Raw genomic sequence first — 18,647 nt, forward strand, 5'->3', positions numbered from 1 at the left:
TATTTTTGGTAAGTCAAGTTACATCTGGGAGTCATATGAATAGAAAAAGTCGCTGATGCTCATGCTCAGCGACTTTAATCTATTTCTGATGGAGTACCAGTTAATTTATTCAGACGTTTGTGCCGTAAATGAGACGAGGATGTCAGCGTGCTTCTCGACTAGCCGGTATTGTAATGGTGACTGCTGTTCCGATCCCCCGGCGACTGGCGATGCTGACCCCATACTTCACCCCATACTGCAGTTGAATCCGCTTATGTACGTTTCGGATGCCGTAACCGCCATTTACAGCGTCCGGCTCAAAGATTCGGCGAATCGTTCTCCCATCCATTCCGATGCCGTCATCGATGACCTGGAAGATAATTGTGTCGCCTTCCTTATAAGCAACCAGCTTTATCCGAATCCCCCCGCTGCCGAACAGAGCGTGCTCCAGAATGTTTTCTACAAACGGCTGCAAAATGATTTTGACCGTAACATGCCCCCGTACCTCCGGGTGGATATCGTTCCAAACCTCCAGCTTGTTCCGATACTTGATCCGCTGAATGTCTAGATAGGCACCGACTTGTTCCAGCTCCTTCTCTACCGGTATTAGAGACCGGCCCTCGTTCAGTGTCAATCGGTAGAACTTAGCAATTCCCGTCACCATATCATGCACATTGTCGGTTTCCCCAAATTTGGCCAATCGACTGATAGAGGAAAGCGTATTGTAGAGAAAATGCGGGTTGATCTGCGCCTGAAGCGACTCCAGCTCCGCTTCCTTCTGCTGCAAGTCCGCTAGATATACCTCACGAATCAACTCATCGATATGCTCGCTCATTCTGTTGAAGGCCATAGCGATCTGCGCGAATTCATCCCGACCCGAGTAATGGATACGGCGCCGAAACTCCCCTTCCCTCATGGCGTTCAGCGATACTACGATTCCCCTGACCTTCTTCGAGTAATGGCGGGAAAAGAGCCAGCCTATGAAGACCAGTAACACGAGAGCCGCCAAGCATACCGCAATAGTAATGGTTCGAACGGATTCGGCCTCTTGCTCCAACAATTCATTAGGAACCAGCGCGACAAGTCGCCATTCGACACCCGGTACCGGCTGCTCGATCAGAAGGAAACGGCCCTCCACAGTTTGTTTGAGAGCATTGAATGTCATAGACGGCCCGCCGGAGGCGCGTAGAGCCTGACCCTCGGAATTGTACACATAGAGTCTGCTCTCGTCGCCAATCTTCTCGTGCTGGGCAGCCTCAAGCAGATCGTCTAACCTCACGGTCGTCTGTGCTACCCCGGTCAACTGCTCCTCGTCTATGTCGAACAAGCGCCGCAGAAGCGAGATATTGCCGAAATTCGCGTCATTGCCGACCTGCCTCCAGACTGCCTCCGTACCCTTAAAAACATCCTTGGCAACCGACTTCTCTGTCTGCCAAGGCAGCTCTCGGTACCATGGCACTCCTTCCAGCCGCGAAAGATGCAGCACGTCGAAGGTGTTCGATCCTGCCAGAGGGTCCTTATCTTCACTCAGATCGCCGTAATATTCCCAGATTTGCGGATTGTTCAGGTATAGCTTCAGCCGCGTCTTGCTGCTGGCCAGCTTGATAACATTCTCGAAGGTCGGGTGCAAGTATTCTTTCGTCGTCTCATAGCCCCTGAAGCCAAGCCGGAAAACACGCAGAGTCTTTTGCATGGTCTGATCGAAGAAGATGAGATCCGAAATACGCTTGACGGATTCCGTTTTGTAGTTAACATTATCCCGCATCTGCCCCAGCGTATCTTGCATACGGGCCTCCGTCTGTCTTCGAATCGAATCAACGGAGGCGGTATAAGCGAAGTAACCGATGCCGAGCACTGCTACTAGCACGAAAATCAGATAGGAGAACATTACCTTGTAGCCGAACGGAACGGCAATGCGTTTCAATGAATTAGGCATCATCCTGAAGGTTCTCCTTATGTGGTACGCCGGTACTCATTCGGTGTCATGCCGAACTTGTCGCGGAACTGGCGGCTGAAGTAGGTAAGGTTCTTGTAACCAAGCCGATGCGCGATCTCAAACACCTTTATCTTCGGGTCCTGCAGCATTGTTTTGGCAGCCTCCATACGGCGGCGAATGACATAATCGCTGAAATTCTCGCCCGTTTCCTCCTTGAACAGATGACCGAGATAATTCGGCGAGAAAGAGAAAGTGTTAGCGGCATCACGCAACGTAATGTTGTCACCCAGATTCTTCTCCACATACGTCTCGATTTCCTGGATGAGCTTTCGATTCTTCTTCTGTTTCTTTAGAAGAAGCATTTCCGAAATTTCGAAAAGCCGACGTCTAAGCCAAGATTGGATATCATCGACGGTCTCAAATGCATAAAGAATGTCATAATCCTGGAAGCGGATGCCGAGAATACTCTGCATGTTCTCGTTCAGAGTTGTCAGATAATTATCGAGGCGAGACAAAATATGAACAGTAAAATTGTGCACGGTCATCCGGTTTCCCAGCTGCTTGACAATCATGACGAGCCTATTAAGCTCATCATCAATGGAAACAAGATCGTAGCTGGATACCGCCACAAACATCCGGCTCAGCAGCAAGTCCAGATCCTGAGTACTCTCCAGCAGCTCCGGCTTCGTGTCGTTTCCCGAAATCAGTCGATTCTTCCCGACAATAAGCTTGTAGGTCAAGCAATGAAGCGCTTTCTCAAAGGATGCCGGGATATCCGGCGCAACTACGGAGTCGCCAAGACCGATTGTAATCGTATAAGCGGTACGCTTCTCAACCATGAGAACAATATTAGCTAGTGCCGATCTCGATACGGCTGTAGGCACCAAGACTGCAATACGCTGATCAGAAGCCTCGCAAAGCAGAATAAGACCGCTTTCGCGGCATAGCTGAAGCAGCAGCTCTTTGGCAGGCTGTGGCGCCGAGTGCACATGAGCAATCCCCGCATTGAAGTTGTGCAGCACGCTATCCCATTCTAAGACGGCTACTGCAAACTCCGCTCCCTCTGCACTCGTGTTCAGCTCATCCAAATAAGGCAGCACGGCTTCAAAGTTGTTCTTATTCGCCAGCCACTGCAGCAGCTTTTCTTGGCGTACGAATGGCAACGAATCCTCGAACGCTTCATTCAGCCGCTCCTGTTTCACTTCCGCATCCAAGGTATCCCTGATTCGACGGAGAACGTCAATCAGTTCGTTATCATTCACGGGCTTGAGCACATAACCGAATGCACCAAGCCCGAGCGCTTGCTTCGCATAGTGGAAATCCTCATAGCCGCTGACGAACGCCGTCTTAAGGCCGGGAATCAGCTCCAGTGCGCGTTTTGACAACTCAAGGCCGCTCATATGCGGCATCTTAATATCGGACACCAGGATATCAATTGTATTGTCGGCTATCCATGACAGTGCCTCATGCCCATTGCTGACCGATGCCACTACTTCCATGTCAAGCTCCCTCCATGGTATCAGTCGCTCCAGCCCTTCCAGATCCAGCATTTCATCATCTGCTAGAAGCACCTTGTACATATCTTCACGCTCCCATGGCAGCATTGCCCCAAAATATGAGAAAAAGAAAGTATACCAGAATCAGTATACTTTCTTTTCCATAAAGGAATCTAGCTTATTGACCGTTCATCTTCTGAAGGTTCGCCTGCCATTGTTCCGTCTTGTAAGCCAACAGCTTTTCAAGGCCCAACTCCATGGCATTGTCGTTAAGCTCCTTCAGAATCGTATCAACCTCGGCATCGCTTCCGGCAAAGATCGCTTTAGCAAAATATTTCTTGAATAAGTCTTCGATTGCCGTTGCTGCGATGCCTTCTTCGGAGTCCGTCGGAGGATCCAGGTTAACGAAAGCGGTCGTATCCTGAGATGTCTTCCATGAAACGTTGTTCTGTTGTACGGAAGCCCAGTTCTGTTTCTCCGGCGGTAAAGCCATTTCGATTTCGGTTTTCGTCGTATCGACGAACGTCGTGTTGCCGACCCAGTTGAATATGCCCATCTTATCTTTGTCTTTCTCGGCTTGAGGCGTGTTCTTCCACTTATCGTTCGGGATCGGAGCGCCTTTGTCGTCGCGTGTATCCCAGTAACGTCCCGGAGGACCGAACATCATGACGGATTGGCCTTCTTCGCCGGTCATCCAATCGAGGTAAGCGAAGATACCTTCCGGATTTTTGGCGGCTGTCGTAATTACGTTGACGTTCCATCCCAGCGAATTGAATGTGTTCGGAAATACTTGGTTCTTATCGACGCCATCCTTATGCAACGGCCAGATCATTTCATAGCCGCCGTTTGGATCCTGCTGCTTCAGCAGCGTATTGCCTTCGGACATGGAAGGTTCCATCGAAGAGTAAGAGAGATAGACGGCGACGCGGCCGTTCTTCATCTTCTCGTTCACTTGCTCTTTCTTCTGCGTCATGGCATCCTGCGTCATTAGCTTCTCGCGGTACAGCCTACTTGCAAATTTCACCGCTTCAATGAAGGCTGGGTGCGCGTATACCGATTCAAGCTTATCGCCATTCGGAACGCCTCTTACACCGATATAAGAAGGCGAGAAGCCATTCTCCATGCCTGATGTGAAGATATGTACCCCTTGACCGTCAATGTCGGTCTCGAACGGCACGACATCTGGGTATTTCTCCTTAACCAACCTCAGGTAAGCGTAGAGATCATCGAATGTTTCAAGTTTAGGCGAGCCGAGCTCATTGTAGATATTTTTGTTTATCAGATAGCCGGCGTTGCCGTTTGGACGGGATGTATACCAGTTCGGGAACTGATACAGCTTACCATCCGGGGAGCGGAGCATATTCAACGTTTTGTCGCCTGCCCACTTCTTTAGGTTTGGATATTTGTCAAGATAGTCGTCGAAGGCAACAAGCTTTCCTGCCGCGCGCAACTTCTCGACCTCCGCATTCCGGTCCATGATGATAACATCGGGCAAATCGTCGGACGCAAGCATGGTACTCAGCTTCTGCTTAGCCGTACCGCCGGATTGGATTGGCGTTACGTTAACCTTCAGATTCTCCTTAACCCATTTACTCGTTACATCGTTGCCCCAAGGCTCGGTTGTCCACCAGTCGTAGTGAGCGTAGAAGGAGAAGTCCACAGGCTCGCTTCCGAACTTGAAGTCGGCAGAACTCGCAGCATCGTCTCCCTTACTAACTTCGTTGCCTTCTTTGTTTCCTCCGGCATCTTGGTCTGTCTCGGATGAGGCAGGCGGTTGGGTGTTATTGCCGTTGTCTTTGCTGCAACCAGCGAGTATCAGGCTGAGCATCATGGTGATTGCAAGCAGAATGAGTGCAGTCTTTTTAGTTTTCATGTCCTAACCCCTTTCTTCTATTAACGGATTACTTATGCTGCTATGTGAGGGCCGAGTAAGGCCGGATCACCGATGTCATTACCCTTTCAGGGAGCCAACAAGCACGCCTTTCACGAAATATTTCTGTAGGAACGGATACACCGCGATGATCGGGATTGTCGCCACAACCATCGTAGCCATGCTGAGCGATTTATTGGTGACGGTGCGAGCACGGGTCAGAGCGTCCAGCGCGGCGGCATTACCGCCCGTCGATTGGGCAATCATCTCCTGTGCCAAATTCGAATTCAAGATCTGCTGCAGCACCGCAGAGACCGGAAGCAGATGACTGTTATTGATGAAGATCGCCGGGTTAAACCAGTCGTTCCAATGATAAACGGCCGTGAACAATGACAGGGTAGCAAACACCGGCCCCGAAACCGGGAATACGATACGGAAGAAAATGCCGAAATTCGTGCAGCCATCGATCTTTGCAGATTCCTCCAAGCCGTCCGGCAGCTCTTGGAAGAACGTGCGGAAGATGATCATGTTCCACACGCTGATGATGCCTGGTACAACCATGACCCAGAAGGTGTTCAGCATGCCCAGCTCGCGAACAACCATGTAGAACGGAATTAAACCCCCGCTAAAAAACATCGTAATAATGAAGAAAATCATGTAATACTTCTTGAACACGACTTGTCGTCTCGACATGCCGTAGGCTAGCATAGCCGTGAAGAAGATCGATAGCACTGTACCGACAAGGACCCTCAGCACCGCAATCAGGAAGCCGTTCATAAACCTGCCATCCTTTAGTACGACAACGTAATTGTCAAGCGTGAACGCTCGCGGCCAGAAAGTGATACCGCCGAAAGCTGTATCCGCGCCTGCATTCAACGAAATGACGAAGGAATTCCAGAATGGGTACAGCGTTACGAAACCAAGTCCGATCAGAAAGCCATAGATTGCCGTCATCAAAAGCTTTTCGCCTATTCCCGCTCTCATTCGATTACCACCGCTCTCCCCTAGTTTGTGACTGACCGCGGACTACCACAGGCTGTGTCCGGCACGGCGTGCCAGCATGTTGGCGCCTACAAGCAGCCCGACGCTGAATACCGCCTTGAACAACCCAACCGCAGCGGCGAAGGAGTAGCGTTCATTCTGCAAGCCCATACGAAAGACATACGTATCGATGACCTCTCCGACATCCAGCAGTATCGCGTTGCTGCCGTTGTTCGTCAGCATCAGGATATCCTCGAACCCGGCACTCATCAGATTGCCGATTGCAAGGATCAGGAAGATTAGAATAACCGGCATGATCGATGGAATCGTGATTGAGATCATTTGCCGGATTCTCCCGGCCCCGTCCATCGCGGCCGACTCATAGAGGTGAGGATCTATTCCGGCGATGGCCGCCAAATAGACAATCGAAGCAAATCCGATTTCCTTCCAGACGTTCGAGGCGATCAGAATGGACCAGAAGTATTCCGGCTTCGTCATCCAATTCACCGGCTCGTCGATCAAGCCCAGCTTCTCCAGCAGCATATTAATGCTGCCGTTCTCCGTCGATAACATCGAGATGACGAAGCCGCTTACGATGACCCACGAAAGAAAATGCGGCAAATAGCTGATCGTTTGCATCACACGCTTGAAGTAGGCCCGTCCAACCTCATTCAGCATCAGTGCCAAAGCGATCGGCGCAGGGAAGCTGAACAGCAGCTTGAGAAGACTGATGACGATCGTATTGCGCATAATTTTCCAGAAATCCGGCGACTCGAAGAACATCCGAAAATGCTTGATGCCGACCCAGTCGCTCTGGAATGCGCCCTTAAAAATGTTGTAATCCTGAAAAGCAATGATAATGCCATACATCGGAATGTAGCTGAAGACGAATACAAGCACCAGTCCCGGAATAATCATCAATTGGATGTCCCATTGCCCTCTGAACCGTTTCCATAACGACTCCCGCTCTCCTGTAATCGCTTTCTTATTTGCTTGCTGAATGGTTGGCTGCATCGTATTCCTCCTTGCTGCGGAAGCGCTCCTAAGATAATACTATCGTACCGCACCATGGCGGGAGCCCTCAATTGAGGCATACAACTAAAAATGTCATTTTGCAACGATCGTAGTGTCACCGATATAAACAAAAACCTTACTTCGATACATCTCGAAATAAGGTTGATTTAACCAGATCCAGCTGACGAATTGTATCGAATATCTCCGGAAGGGAATCCGTTTTTCTGTTTGTACATTTTAGAAAAGTTGTGCACGTTCGCGAACCCGCAATTAGCGGCGATTTCCTCCTGAGAGAGTTGCGTAATATCGAATTCCGAATTCTCGTAGTTTTCGACACTCTCATAAATCCCGTTTTTCGGTCGTAACAATCATAGTTTTAGTGATTCTCGCTGGTCTTCCAATCGCAACTGCTTGTTAGCTGTCCAACTTTCCAGATCAAATTTATACGATCCAACTAGTTTAGATACTTGTATCTGCAGTTCATCGAAAAATATTTCCGAATACTGGTCCTGGAGCTACGAGCACTATCGGCAATTCACTGGCTCTACTTTTAGTCAGGTTTATTAGAGCCATCTTTGTCAATTCCCACTATTTCTGGGTTTTCAAATATGCTGGGGCAGCTTAATCTCTCCCATTTGAGCCATCCTTTGGCCCACGCTGGGTTCTTGTATTTAGAAAGTAGACAAAAGGGTGGGTAGGTGTGTGAATCTCCCTCAGCTTGTGAGTATTTCTGATGACGATCGCGAATGATTTCAGCTTAAGGTCCAAAATCTTTCAAATAGAGCTAATAATTTCCATGTCCTTGAGAAAGCCAGAATGCACTAAATGTAAGTGCTGAAAGATACAAAAACAGGAAAATTAATATTGGACTTTCATTCTCCACACAATAGGGTGGGATGAAAGTCCTTTGTTTGCTTCAACATCGGAAGATTATAGTCTCGTTGCCCATTGCTCGGATCGTGACAACATTTAAACATTTTTGGGACAAGTACGGTATATTCTATTACTAATGAAGATTGAGGGAGGTTGCACATGCGTTCAGTACTTCCGTTTATTAATGCAATAGATCTCGCACTCGTACTTGTCCTCAATTATTGGTTTGAGAAGCTGCCGCTAGGAGGCAAAACAACGGGTCAAATCGCCGCTCAGTATCCCGTGCTCATTCAGCCCGCAGGCTATGCTTTCGGTATTTGGACTGTCATTTACGCTCTATTGATCGGATTTGTGGTGTACACTTTTACGAAGGAAGGTTCACAGAGCCGGTCCGTACAAGCTTGCAGCCTATACTTTATGTTAAGTTGTATATTCAACGTCTGGTGGCTGGCAGCCTTTCATCTAGAAAAATTGACGGCGAGCGTCATCATTATGTTTTCACTCTTGTTCACTCTTATAATTCTATACACGAGAATCCGTTCATTCTCCAAAAGACCTTTTGCGCTGGCGGATCGCATATTCGTTTTCTTACCCTTCAGCTTATATTTGGGGTGGATTTGCGTCGCAACTATTGTCAACGTCGCCGTTGCGCTATATGCCTTCCACTGGAATCGTTTCGGTATTTCCGATGAAGCATGGACGATCTTCATGTTAATTATCGCTGCTATGCTTGCTTCATGGATGGGCATTAGATACAATGACCAGGCAGTAGTAACCGTCTTCATCTGGGCTTTTATTGCAATCGGAGTGAGCAATGATTCTCACCTTGTAATTGCTTATACAGCCTACTTCCTCGCTCTACTGCTCTTTATTAGAACGCTTTACAGAGTTCTACCTATCAAAGAGGAAGATCCTTTCTCTTAAAAACTATTACGCCAGCAGAATATAACCCTATACTTATTCCAGTGAGGACGATTAGTCCCCCAACATAGTGTCCATTGCCGATAATAGCCTCTGAACGATACAATGTGACCAAAGATACATTCTTGAATTCTTCAAGGCGATTGCTCATCCCAGAAAGCATTTTTGCAACGAAGAAGAAGATGGGCAGTCCAGCTCCGACAGCAAGGGAGTGAGAAGAACGATTAAACACGCATGAAGCGGCAAAGGTAATCCCGCCGATAGCCGATTGTAGCAGGAAAAATCCAATGGTCAACTTAAGAAATTTTATCATATCCAGCTCTCCTGCTTGCGTAATTTCTGCCGCACCGCAGCCAATTCCAAAGACGAACGCATACATTACTGCCAGTGAGGCAAGCAGGTAGATCGCACTCGTAAAGGTCAGCTCCGTTCGCGAAATCGGCGTAGAGAGATGGGTTGCCATACTGCCTCGATCTACCTGCCCTGCAATCAGCTTATTACCAAGCACAATGGCATAAACTATGCCCAAGATCACAGCAAACATCCCATAATATTGATTGGCCACAAATGCAAGCAGCGATGAAACGTCACCCAGCGGGTTTACCCCTGCTCCTTTGTTTGCCTGTGCAATCTGCTGAATAGTTGACGGAACGAATACACTCATAATAATTGAAATTAAGACGCTCAAGACTCCTGTAATGGTAAAGAACAACTTGCGGTTCGAGGCGACAATTTGCAAGAACAACGTGCGATTAAACATGATGATACTCTCCTTTGTAGCAGCTCATGAAATATTCTTCAAGCGAGGACTGAATTTCACGAAACGACTTTATGCTCCGAGTGGACAACTCATGAAGAAGCTCATTCATTCGTGCATCATCAATCTCAATGATTAAACGCCTTTGATCTGCATTGATTTCCTTCACAACAAATGGTTTATGAATGATTGATTCCAGTTCTGCTAGATGGGTAAATTCGATGGCATATGTCCGTTTGGAGCTGTTTCTAATCTCTTCCGTTTGCACGATCGAAACCATTCTGCCTTGCTTGATCATGCCAATGCGATCACAAGTCCCCTCAATCTCCTCAAACATATGGAAGGACATCAGAATGCTCCTGCCTTGTCGCTTTTCCTCCCGAATTAGATCAGCAAAAGCAGATTGCATGATTGGATCCAAACCACTCGTCGGCTCATCTAGAATCAGAACCTCCGGATCATGCATAAACGCGCAGATGATTCCTATCTTTTGCTTAGTCCCCTTTGACATACGGATAATCGGTCCCGATGGATCAAGCTGGAAGCGATGAATTAGTTCTTCCGCTTTCGTTAGATTGCCAAGCTTCCGCATATTGGCTAGATACCGAATCAGCTGCATGCCCGTCATTTTCTCCGGAAAAGCGATTTCCGCCGGCAAATAACCAAGTTGCTTCTGAACTTCTTTCGATTGGCTCCAGCAATCTAAATCGAGAATGGATGTCCTTCCGCTCTGCGGTTTCATAAAGCCAAGCAGATGGCGGATGGTAGTCGTCTTCCCTGCTCCGTTCGGACCGATAAATCCGAACACTTCTCCCCGATTAATGCCAAAAGAGAGATCGAATATCCCCTTCTCTCCATTAAACTTTTTCGTAATGCCCTCTACTTGAATGATGCTCATCGTTTTATTCCCCTTCCAGGCTAACAGCTTTAATCATCCAACAACTTGTCGTATGATTAAAGTGTAAAGGAGTCCTTCATCTGCTTCAACCAACAGTCTTAGTTGAAATGTCGGATAACTACATGTGAAAGGAACGGAATTAACATGAAGAAGCAGCTGCAACTCACGTTGCAAACGAAACAAAATTTAACGGATGCGTTCTGGACACTATACTGCACGAAACGCATTGAGAAGATATCAATTAAGGAGATTACAACCAGAGCGGGGTACAATCGGGGCACATTTTACGAGTATTTTAAGGATGTGTATGACGTATTAGAACAAATTGAGAACAATTTGCTTGCCAGACTGCAGCACCTAATGATACCGCCTACTCTTACGCCTGTACCGCCTATGGATATCTCCATACCAGTTGGTATATTATTTCAGCTATTCGAGGAGTTGGGGGACTATTTCATCGTGCTACTCGGTGATCAAGGCGATCCTGCATTTCTAAGTAAAGTCAAAGCCAGTTTCAAGCCGCTGCTGCAAGCTAAATTAATGGCAGAGGGTATCACACCCGGATACGAACTGGACTACACGATAGAATTTACATTAAACGCAATGATCGGCATTCTCAACTATTGGTTCAGTCAACAAGCCAGACCAACATTAGATCAACTATTTGTGCTAATGAACGAACTTATGAATGAAGGCGTACTGAAAAAGATCATATTGTTGAAGTCAAATGCTCAAACAATGTAAAGAAACCATAACAATTCTAGATCTCCTTATTCAGAGAGAACCAATCGTATGTCCATCGTGCCGTTTTAACGATTATGGTGAAGGGCCGTTTCACTATGTCTGTCGCTCACCTTATTGTTGTCCGTCGTCTTCGTCCCCTCGACCGCATTCGCAGCATCGGTATCCGGGAGCTTGAACTGGAGCAGCTCCACCGGCAAGAGCGCCGGCAATCTGAGCTATGGCATGAATATTTATAAAGCATTCGAAGGCTCTTCCATCGCTGCAGACGCCAACTACAAAACGAATGTCGCTTTCATGAACAACGGCATTCTCCATTACCATCGGGCTGATCAAATGGCGGAATCCCGTTCCGGCTATCCGGGCTATAGCTCTGGAGGCTCTGGAGGGTGGGTATTGAATCCGGGATCGTCCTCCTATGCCTGGGATTTCACCAAAATCGATTCCATATTCTCAAATAAGGGTAACCTATAATTAAGCAACATTATTCAGCAATTTCAGGAGGAATTTGGAACAATGAAGGAGCTTTATTCCACAAGTGTTAAAGCGATTGGGGGCAGGAACGGCAGGCTGGAGTCGAGCGATGGCATGCTGCTCCTGAATGTAGTACATCCGAAGGAGCTCGGAGGACCTGGAGGGGCAACCAATCCCGAGCAGCTGTTTGCGGGCGGATACGCGGCATGCTTCGAGAGTGCGCTGAATGTAGTGTGTCGGGAGCGGAATGTGAACCCCGACCGTACAGAGGTGACAGCGCACGTAACACTGGGCAAAGATGAAACAGACCATTTCAAACTTGCGGTCAATCTTGACATCGCCTTGGCTGGTGTGGACCAAAATACTGCTCTGGAACTCGCCAAAGCAGCTCATGATGTATGTCCGTATTCCAGAGCGACTCGCGGTAATATTGACGTTCAATTAAACGTGGTGTAAAAACATCGAGATAACAGATGCGCTGCACATTGCACATCGACGAATAACAAAGGCATTCGGCCGAACAGGTACGGGTGCCTTTCATTTCTGATTTAGGTTGCATTCTTCATTACATGGATAAGAAAGCGAGCGGCATTACACATCGATTTTACGGCCCTTCCAGCTTACCGAATGCAGAACATGTGCCCGGAATAGGGAATATAGGTGTATGGTCGAGAAAAATAAAAACAATAACGGATAAATTAAAAATATCCATCGATTGAAATTGCCGCATCTGTGTGCAAATCGCATCATCTGTAAAGCATACGCCGCGTACAACAGACCACTGAGCACCATGGCACCTGAATTGAAGCCCGTAATGGAGGAAATGAGGGCTGCAGTACTCATAAAACCGCCGGTAATCCAAAGGATGGTCATTGCCATTACGACCGGATGGGTGGATTTTGAACCGACGGCAAAGCTTTTGCACCATCCTTCGACAAGACTGCGCAAACCTTCCGGGTACATGCGAAAATCGATTATACCTCTCCCCCCCATACAGTAGACAGGAAGGTTATTATCCATGAAGGCCTGCCCCAGTGCCAGATCATCCATCACTGCGCTCAGGATTTTGTGATGCCCCCCTGTCAAGAAATAATCCTTTTTATTGCACACGATGCACGGACCAAAAGAGCCTGCCGCTTTAAAAGCTGGCCCCCAGATTGTAAATACATTCATGCCGACAATCACAATTACGTTAAAAATGGCAGATAGATTCTCATATAATTTATGCACGGTATGATGGGGCTGTAGGGATAAAATCCCCCTAGCGCCTTTTCGATGATAGAATCCCAAAATCTTGAACAGGCTGTCAGCATTCGTGAAAGAAGTATCTGCATCCAAGAACAGAAGCCATTGCCCTTTCGCGTGCTGAGCTCCGTGCCAACAGGCCGTAGATTTCCCTGATCCAGATTCTACCGCTTTGTTCTGCAGAACCTTGGCTCCGTAACTTTTGGCGATTTCCGCGGTCTGATCTGTCGAATGATCGTCAACAACAAGAACCTCGAATGACTGGTAATGCTGCTCTTGCAATGAACGCAGCAACGGGGAAATCCGATCTGCCTCGTTTCGGGCAGGAATTATGATGGATAGCAGCGGGAACAATTGACCGTTTTTCTCTATTGTCTTTATAATGGGTAACGTCCAGAACATGAAAATCCCCACTAGAAGAGCCAGTGAACCAACGATAAGATTGATCTCTACTGAAACGGTCATAGCAATTTCCTCCTCAAGGTAAATGAATTGCATTCATGCTGCTTCACTTCCCGGTATAATCGAATACAATCCCTTGATCATCCTGCATCAGTTCCTGTGCGGTAATTCTAGCCGATAACAGCACTATTGGAACACCAGCACCCGGATGCGTGCTGCTGCCGGTAAAGTACAGATTGTCGCAATGTTTCGCCTTGCTCTGCGGTCGCATATGGTTGCTCTGAGACAAGATCGGCATCAGACCGAAAGTGGCACCATTATAGGCATTGAACTTTGACTCGAAGTCGCGCGGGGTGATGCAAGTTTCAGTGACGATTTCCTGTTGTATATTCTCAAACCCGCGTATGTTCGTTAATGTGTTTAGAATATAGGTTCGGTAATCCTGAATCGTTTCCTCGTTCCATTCATAATTAGCCGCGGCAACATGGGAAACCGGCATCAGAATGTATAAACCGTCCTTACCCTCGGGGGCAAGCGAAGGGTCCATTTTGGAGGCGATATAAACATAAAACGACCCATTGGTCAGTTTGTTCCCTGCAAAAATATCATGCAGATTTTTTTTCAGATCCTCTGTAAAAATAAAATTATGAACATGCTCAATTTCCTCGTATTTTCGGTTCATGCCCAAATAGAGCAGAAAACAAGAACACGAGTATTTCATTTTATCAATCTTTTTATCCGTAAATTTACCTTTCGTTACCCTGTCTTTGACTAGATGTTTCATGGCGTATGGGAAATCTGCATTGCATACTACAAAATCCGCAGAAGCCCTCTCCCCGTCTATGATGATGCCGGCCGCTCTGCGATTATGAATGTCTATTTCCTGCACACTTTTGTTATAGTGAATTGTCCCGCCCAGCTCTTTGAACAGCTTTTCCATAGCCTGAGCCATGGTATACATACCTCCCTTGATGAACCATACGCCATACATAAATTGAATCATCGGGATCATGGTGTAAAACGACGGGCTTTTAAAAGGTGAAATACCAATATACAAGGTCTGAAACATGATCATCTGTTTTAGCCGTTCATTCTTCATATACTTGCTAATAAACCGGTCAGCCGTGTCGAACGTCTTCAGTTTCAAGGCTTTCCTCAGCATGGAGAAGTTATAGAAATCTCGGGATTTACGGAAGGGTCTTTGGATAATGTTGTGTTTGGCGACCATGAAGCGTTTATAAATTTCGTGCAGATAGAGAAAGAAGCCCTCCATATCCTCTTCGCTGATCTTTTCGATCGTCTTTGTCAGTTCCGCAAGATCGGAGGAAATGTCGAAAGGCTCGTCTGGAATATCACTGTAATAAACCCGGTACATCGGGTCCAATCTCTCCATGGGAATGTAATCATCCGGATTGCGGCCGCAAAGCTCGAAAATTTCCCTGTACAGCTCCGGCATCATGACGATCGTTGGTCCCAAATCAAACTTGAACCCCCCCGTCTCGATCCGGTTCATTTTCCCGCCCGGCGAGGCTTCTTTCTCAAAGATTTCAACCTGATACCCCGCATGCTGCAGTCTTATAGCGCTGGCAAGCCCGGCGACGCCAGCGCCAATAACAATAACCTTCTTGCTCATGTGAATAATCCCGCTCCCATTCTATTCGTTCTTGCCGTAATCGCATCGATGCGCCCGCGATTGTATCTCTGCACAATTATAAATGGCAAGTTGAACATCACCGCATACAGGACCATGACCCAACCCGCCCATACGGGGTTCCATAAGAAAAACAACGGTGCAGGCACCATAGACAGCCAGTGGGTCAGCTCCGCACGTTTCGTTTCCGCAGCAAATACGACCAAGTCGCTTGCTTCGGTACCATGCAATTTCTTCTTGCCATACCCTTTTTTCAGAATCGCGGTCCCGTCTATCAGATGCCCTTTCCATCTTTTTACGCGAAATAACTGCTGCCAAAGCTTACCCGATTTCTCCCATGCGAGGATCCGAAACCAGACACTGTCTTGCAGAAAATACGCCAGAGGAAGCTTCAAGCAAAAGACGGAAACAATGACATGAAAAAATGCCCAAGCGAATATGTCGATGCTAACGGTCCAATAGACAGGAAACGATAATGGCGGCACACGGAATCCTCCTAGTGATTTCTATTGTTTCCTTACAACAGCCATTTTCTAAACTTACGCACGATAGCCATATCCTGATCGGTATAGGGCGGAAATTTATCGGATACATGCAAGTAACGATACGCGTTGTACTCGGTCTTCTCATATCCGAAAGCCAGAAAACCCGCCTTGCCGTGATAGCTGCCGTGTCCGCTGCGCCCAACTCCGCCGAACGCAATACGGGGATTGGCGCCATGATGGATGACTTGATTGATGCTGACCGTGGTCGATCGCATGTATTTTTGGATCAGACTAATGTGCTGCTCGTTCTTGCTAAAAATATAAGCGACCAGTGCATCCCGCTGAATCATCTTTTGATCTAATAAGGCTTCCAGGTTGCTATAGGGAATGACGGGAAGAATAGGACCAAAAATCTCCTCCCGCAGAATGGAGCTGCCTGGTTGAATATCTGTTATTACGGTTGGGGAGATGAATAACTCATCCGCATCGTAAGCACCCCCTTGCCGAACTTTGCCCTGCTCCATAAAATGCAGTAGTTTTTGAAAGTGCCGGTAATGTGAAATGCTCGCATAGTCCTTGCTATCCTTGGGAAATTCCCCGTAAAACTCGACAAGCGCAGCACCAATTTCCAATAACGTTCTTTTATAGATCGCTTCATGAACGAATAGCGTGTCCGGCGCAATGCAGGTCTGGCCTGCATTAAGAAATTTGCCCCAGACGATTTCCCGAATAGTTTCAGGCGAAAAACCCGTCTCATCCAAAATACAAGCGTTCTTGCCACCGAGTTCCAATATGACGGGAATAAGCTGCATGGCAGCCTGCTGCGATACGGCCTTTCCTGTCTCCCCGCTCCCTGTAAAAAAAATGAGATCAAATGGCAGGGTCGTCAATAATTTCGCAATTTGCCTATCCCCTGTCACAACGGACAGGACTTCAGGCGGAAACGTTTGGCTGACAACCTTTTGCAGCAGTTCGCTTGTTGCTGCCGCATGCTCGGAGGGTTTAATGACGCAACGGTTTCCCGCTGCAAGCGCGCTGATGGCCGGCATCAATGCGAGTTGCAGCGGATAATTCCATGGGCTGATGATAAGAACACTGCCGTAGGGACTTCTCTTTGCGCGAATCGCTTCTATGTAGCCGAATTTGAATTGATAGGATCGCTGAGGTTTGGTCCACTTCCTCAATGACCCGCATACATGCTCAATCTCATTCAACAGAAGTGCAATTTCGAAAGAAAATGCTTCAAAAGCAGGTCTTCGCATATCGGAAACAAGCGCTTTAATGAATTCCGCCTCATGGTCAATCAGCATTTGTTTCAAGCGCAGAAGCGTGTTTCTCCTCTCAAACACTGTAGGGACAGCGCGCCGGAGAATATCTTCCTGTTGCATGTCCAGTAAGGCGCGCAGAGCTATAATCCCCTGATCACCCATTGCTCGCATCCCTTTGCACGATTTTATCCCGTACCTGCTGACCGCTTAATGTCACCATAGGCATGCCGCCTCCCGGGTTTACCGTTCCACCGACAAAGTAAAGATTGTCGTACCTCGTGCTATGCTTCGGATGCTTAAACCCTTTATTTTTCTTGCGATCGGATAATGTACCGTAGATGGCACCCCGGTCGGATCCATAGATTCGTTTAATATCTTCCGGGGTCCATACATCTTTGGTCACGATGTTATCGCGTAGTCCCTCCAGACCCATTCTTTCTAATTTCATCAGCACCAATTCGGCAAAACGATCGTAGTCCTGCTGAGTAAGCGGTTTATCCTGAATATAAGGGATATGAGGCAGGACCTTTAGATTCTCATATCCTTCGCTTGTCTGCCCGGGATCTGTTTTGTTGACGTTCACCAGATAGATGATCGGGTCGTCCGGCAGCTCGTGGCGGTGAAAGATTTTATCCATTTGCCGCTTCATATTTTCAGCAAAGAAGAAATTGTGATGTGCTAGCTGCGGGTATGTTTTCTTCACGCCGAGGTGCATGACAAGACCCGAGCTAGCCGGTTCATATTTCTTTTTTAGTTTATGGATGAAAGGCTTTTCTTCCTGCAGCAAATGCTCGTAGAACGGGATGACCTCCATATTGGAAATGTAGTAGTCGGCAGACAGTTCTGTCCCGTCTTCCAAAAAGGCCCTGGTGATTTGACCATCCTTTTTCTCGAGCCCGACAATACGTTTGCCCGTATGAATCGACACGCCTATTTCCTCTGCAAGCTTCACCAAGCCGTCGGCGAGCAGGTGCATCCCGCCAGGGACGTACCACAAGCCTTGCTCATGCTGCATATAGATCATCATGTTCAGAACAGCCGGCGCATCGTAAGGAGAAGAACCGACGTATTTGATGAAATAAGAGAGCATATCTCGCAGATCCGGGTTGCTTATTCGTTTGGCAATAGACTTATGTACCGTGGAAAACAAATCGAAGTTCTTGAGCGCATTAAGCGCGCCATTATATCGAGCGATATCTTTGGTGTTGTCAGCGCCATGCTTGAAGTAGCCTTGTTCAGTCATCTCGTATAATTTTTTGGAGTATTGGAGCAGCTTACCGTACTCTAACATATCCTTCTCATTCAATGAGGTATTCTTCGCTTTCATCTCTTCAATATCTTCATAGAGATCCACAATATTGCCATTCGGGAAAAAGGATCGCCACTGATGGTTCAATTTTACAGTCGGGACGTAATCTATCATCTTCTTGCCGCTTGCAGCAAATAGCTTTTCAAAGATTTGCGGCATCGTCAGTATGGATGGCCCGAGATCAAAGCCAAAGCCATCTTGCTCTAGCCGATTTAATTTGCCGCCTATATGATTGTTCTGTTCGTATAAAGAAACGCTATAGCCGCTTTGGCTGAGGGATATAGCAGCAGACAGACCGCCAAGTCCCCCGCCGATAATCAATACGCTTTTTTGATTTGACAATTCAA

Annotated in this window: 16 protein-coding genes; 4 read left to right on the forward strand and 12 right to left on the reverse strand. The window is 47.4% G+C overall.

What is annotated here, in order from left to right; translation table 11 throughout:
• Window positions 1-142: 142 nt before the first annotated feature.
• The 5 genes from I8J30_RS20325 to I8J30_RS20345 form a co-directional block, all read right to left on the reverse strand.
• Window positions 143-1,918, reverse strand: coding sequence for a cache domain-containing sensor histidine kinase (locus I8J30_RS20325; protein ID WP_210661236.1), 1,776 nt, complete (start codon window positions 1,916-1,918; stop codon window positions 143-145).
• Window positions 1,919-1,932: 14 nt separating this feature from the next.
• Window positions 1,933-3,495 carry a response regulator transcription factor gene (locus I8J30_RS20330; RefSeq protein ID WP_210661237.1) on the reverse strand — a complete coding sequence of 521 codons (1,563 nt, stop codon included), beginning with the start codon at window positions 3,493-3,495 and terminating at the stop codon, window positions 1,933-1,935.
• Between the two features lie 94 nt (window positions 3,496-3,589).
• Window positions 3,590-5,284 carry an extracellular solute-binding protein gene (locus I8J30_RS20335; RefSeq protein WP_210661239.1) on the reverse strand — a complete coding sequence of 565 codons (1,695 nt, stop codon included), beginning with the start codon at window positions 5,282-5,284 and terminating at the stop codon, window positions 3,590-3,592.
• A 78-nt stretch (window positions 5,285-5,362) separates the two neighbouring features.
• Window positions 5,363-6,265: a carbohydrate ABC transporter permease gene (locus tag I8J30_RS20340; protein WP_210661241.1), complete on the reverse strand. Its 903-nt coding sequence runs from the start codon at window positions 6,263-6,265 to the stop codon at window positions 5,363-5,365.
• Between the two features lie 42 nt (window positions 6,266-6,307).
• A complete protein-coding gene (locus I8J30_RS20345; RefSeq protein WP_210661243.1) occupies window positions 6,308-7,276 on the reverse strand; it encodes an ABC transporter permease in 969 nt (322 codons plus the stop codon).
• A gap of 1,032 nt (window positions 7,277-8,308) precedes the next feature.
• Here I8J30_RS20345 and I8J30_RS20350 point away from each other — a divergent pair.
• Window positions 8,309-9,073 carry a TspO/MBR family protein gene (locus I8J30_RS20350; protein ID WP_210661245.1) on the forward strand — a complete coding sequence of 255 codons (765 nt, stop codon included), beginning with the start codon at window positions 8,309-8,311 and terminating at the stop codon, window positions 9,071-9,073.
• On the opposite strand, the gene I8J30_RS20355 is transcribed toward I8J30_RS20350, so the two are convergent.
• Window positions 9,048-9,830, reverse strand: coding sequence for an ABC transporter permease (locus tag I8J30_RS20355; protein ID WP_210661247.1), 783 nt, complete (start codon window positions 9,828-9,830; stop codon window positions 9,048-9,050). The two genes, I8J30_RS20350 and I8J30_RS20355, sit on opposite strands and share 26 nt — an antisense overlap.
• Window positions 9,823-10,725 carry an ABC transporter ATP-binding protein gene (locus tag I8J30_RS20360; RefSeq protein ID WP_210661249.1) on the reverse strand — a complete coding sequence of 301 codons (903 nt, stop codon included), beginning with the start codon at window positions 10,723-10,725 and terminating at the stop codon, window positions 9,823-9,825. The genes I8J30_RS20355 and I8J30_RS20360 overlap by 8 nt, the downstream gene beginning before the upstream one ends.
• Before the next feature lie 144 nt (window positions 10,726-10,869).
• Here I8J30_RS20360 and I8J30_RS20365 point away from each other — a divergent pair, with 144 nt between their 5' ends.
• From I8J30_RS20365 to I8J30_RS20375, 3 genes are all read left to right on the forward strand, one after another.
• The gene (locus tag I8J30_RS20365; protein ID WP_210661251.1) at window positions 10,870-11,469 is read left to right on the forward strand and encodes a TetR/AcrR family transcriptional regulator; all 600 of its coding nucleotides are present in this window, start codon (window positions 10,870-10,872) and stop codon (window positions 11,467-11,469) included.
• A 171-nt stretch (window positions 11,470-11,640) separates the two neighbouring features.
• On the forward strand, window positions 11,641-11,940 hold the full coding sequence (locus I8J30_RS20370; protein ID WP_210661253.1) for a hypothetical protein: 300 nt from the start codon (window positions 11,641-11,643) through the stop codon (window positions 11,938-11,940).
• 42 nt (window positions 11,941-11,982) lie between these two features.
• The gene (locus I8J30_RS20375; protein ID WP_210661255.1) at window positions 11,983-12,396 is read left to right on the forward strand and encodes an organic hydroperoxide resistance protein; all 414 of its coding nucleotides are present in this window, start codon (window positions 11,983-11,985) and stop codon (window positions 12,394-12,396) included.
• A 135-nt stretch (window positions 12,397-12,531) separates the two neighbouring features.
• On the opposite strand, the gene I8J30_RS20380 is transcribed toward I8J30_RS20375, so the two are convergent.
• From I8J30_RS20380 to I8J30_RS20400, 5 genes are read right to left on the reverse strand one after another with little or no spacing between them, the layout of a single operon-like run.
• On the reverse strand, window positions 12,532-13,650 hold the full coding sequence (locus I8J30_RS20380; protein ID WP_210661257.1) for a glycosyltransferase family 2 protein: 1,119 nt from the start codon (window positions 13,648-13,650) through the stop codon (window positions 12,532-12,534).
• A gap of 43 nt (window positions 13,651-13,693) precedes the next feature.
• Window positions 13,694-15,220, reverse strand: a complete 1,527-nt coding sequence (locus tag I8J30_RS20385) for a phytoene desaturase family protein (protein WP_210661259.1) — start codon at window positions 15,218-15,220, stop codon at window positions 13,694-13,696.
• Window positions 15,217-15,723, reverse strand: a complete 507-nt coding sequence (locus tag I8J30_RS20390; protein ID WP_210661261.1) for a glycosyl-4,4'-diaponeurosporenoate acyltransferase CrtO family protein — start codon at window positions 15,721-15,723, stop codon at window positions 15,217-15,219. The genes I8J30_RS20385 and I8J30_RS20390 overlap by 4 nt, the downstream gene beginning before the upstream one ends.
• A gap of 32 nt (window positions 15,724-15,755) precedes the next feature.
• Window positions 15,756-17,162, reverse strand: a complete 1,407-nt coding sequence (locus tag I8J30_RS20395; RefSeq protein ID WP_338044907.1) for an aldehyde dehydrogenase family protein — start codon at window positions 17,160-17,162, stop codon at window positions 15,756-15,758.
• Window positions 17,146-18,642, reverse strand: coding sequence for a phytoene desaturase family protein (locus tag I8J30_RS20400; RefSeq protein ID WP_210661265.1), 1,497 nt, complete (start codon window positions 18,640-18,642; stop codon window positions 17,146-17,148). The genes I8J30_RS20395 and I8J30_RS20400 overlap by 17 nt, the downstream gene beginning before the upstream one ends.
• Window positions 18,643-18,647 lie beyond the last annotated feature (5 nt).

The organism is Paenibacillus lignilyticus, assembly GCF_017942085.1.
In the GTDB taxonomy this organism is placed as follows: domain Bacteria; phylum Bacillota; class Bacilli; order Paenibacillales; family Paenibacillaceae; genus Paenibacillus_Z; species Paenibacillus_Z lignilyticus.

Coding starts and splice junctions, on each gene's coding strand:
- I8J30_RS20325 (WP_210661236.1), bottom strand. CDS start 1,918: ATGATGCCTAATTCATTGAAACGCATTGCCGTTCCGTTCGGCTACAAG.
- I8J30_RS20330 (WP_210661237.1), bottom strand. CDS start 3,495: ATGTACAAGGTGCTTCTAGCAGATGATGAAATGCTGGATCTGGAAGGG.
- I8J30_RS20335 (WP_210661239.1), bottom strand. CDS start 5,284: ATGAAAACTAAAAAGACTGCACTCATTCTGCTTGCAATCACCATGATG.
- I8J30_RS20340 (WP_210661241.1), bottom strand. CDS start 6,265: ATGAGAGCGGGAATAGGCGAAAAGCTTTTGATGACGGCAATCTATGGC.
- I8J30_RS20345 (WP_210661243.1), bottom strand. CDS start 7,276: ATGCAGCCAACCATTCAGCAAGCAAATAAGAAAGCGATTACAGGAGAG.
- I8J30_RS20350 (WP_210661245.1), top strand. CDS start 8,309: ATGCGTTCAGTACTTCCGTTTATTAATGCAATAGATCTCGCACTCGTA.
- I8J30_RS20355 (WP_210661247.1), bottom strand. CDS start 9,830: ATGTTTAATCGCACGTTGTTCTTGCAAATTGTCGCCTCGAACCGCAAG.
- I8J30_RS20360 (WP_210661249.1), bottom strand. CDS start 10,725: ATGAGCATCATTCAAGTAGAGGGCATTACGAAAAAGTTTAATGGAGAG.
- I8J30_RS20365 (WP_210661251.1), top strand. CDS start 10,870: ATGAAGAAGCAGCTGCAACTCACGTTGCAAACGAAACAAAATTTAACG.
- I8J30_RS20375 (WP_210661255.1), top strand. CDS start 11,983: ATGAAGGAGCTTTATTCCACAAGTGTTAAAGCGATTGGGGGCAGGAAC.
- I8J30_RS20380 (WP_210661257.1), bottom strand. CDS start 13,650: ATGACCGTTTCAGTAGAGATCAATCTTATCGTTGGTTCACTGGCTCTT.
- I8J30_RS20385 (WP_210661259.1), bottom strand. CDS start 15,220: ATGAGCAAGAAGGTTATTGTTATTGGCGCTGGCGTCGCCGGGCTTGCC.
- I8J30_RS20395 (WP_338044907.1), bottom strand. CDS start 17,162: ATGCGAGCAATGGGTGATCAGGGGATTATAGCTCTGCGCGCCTTACTG.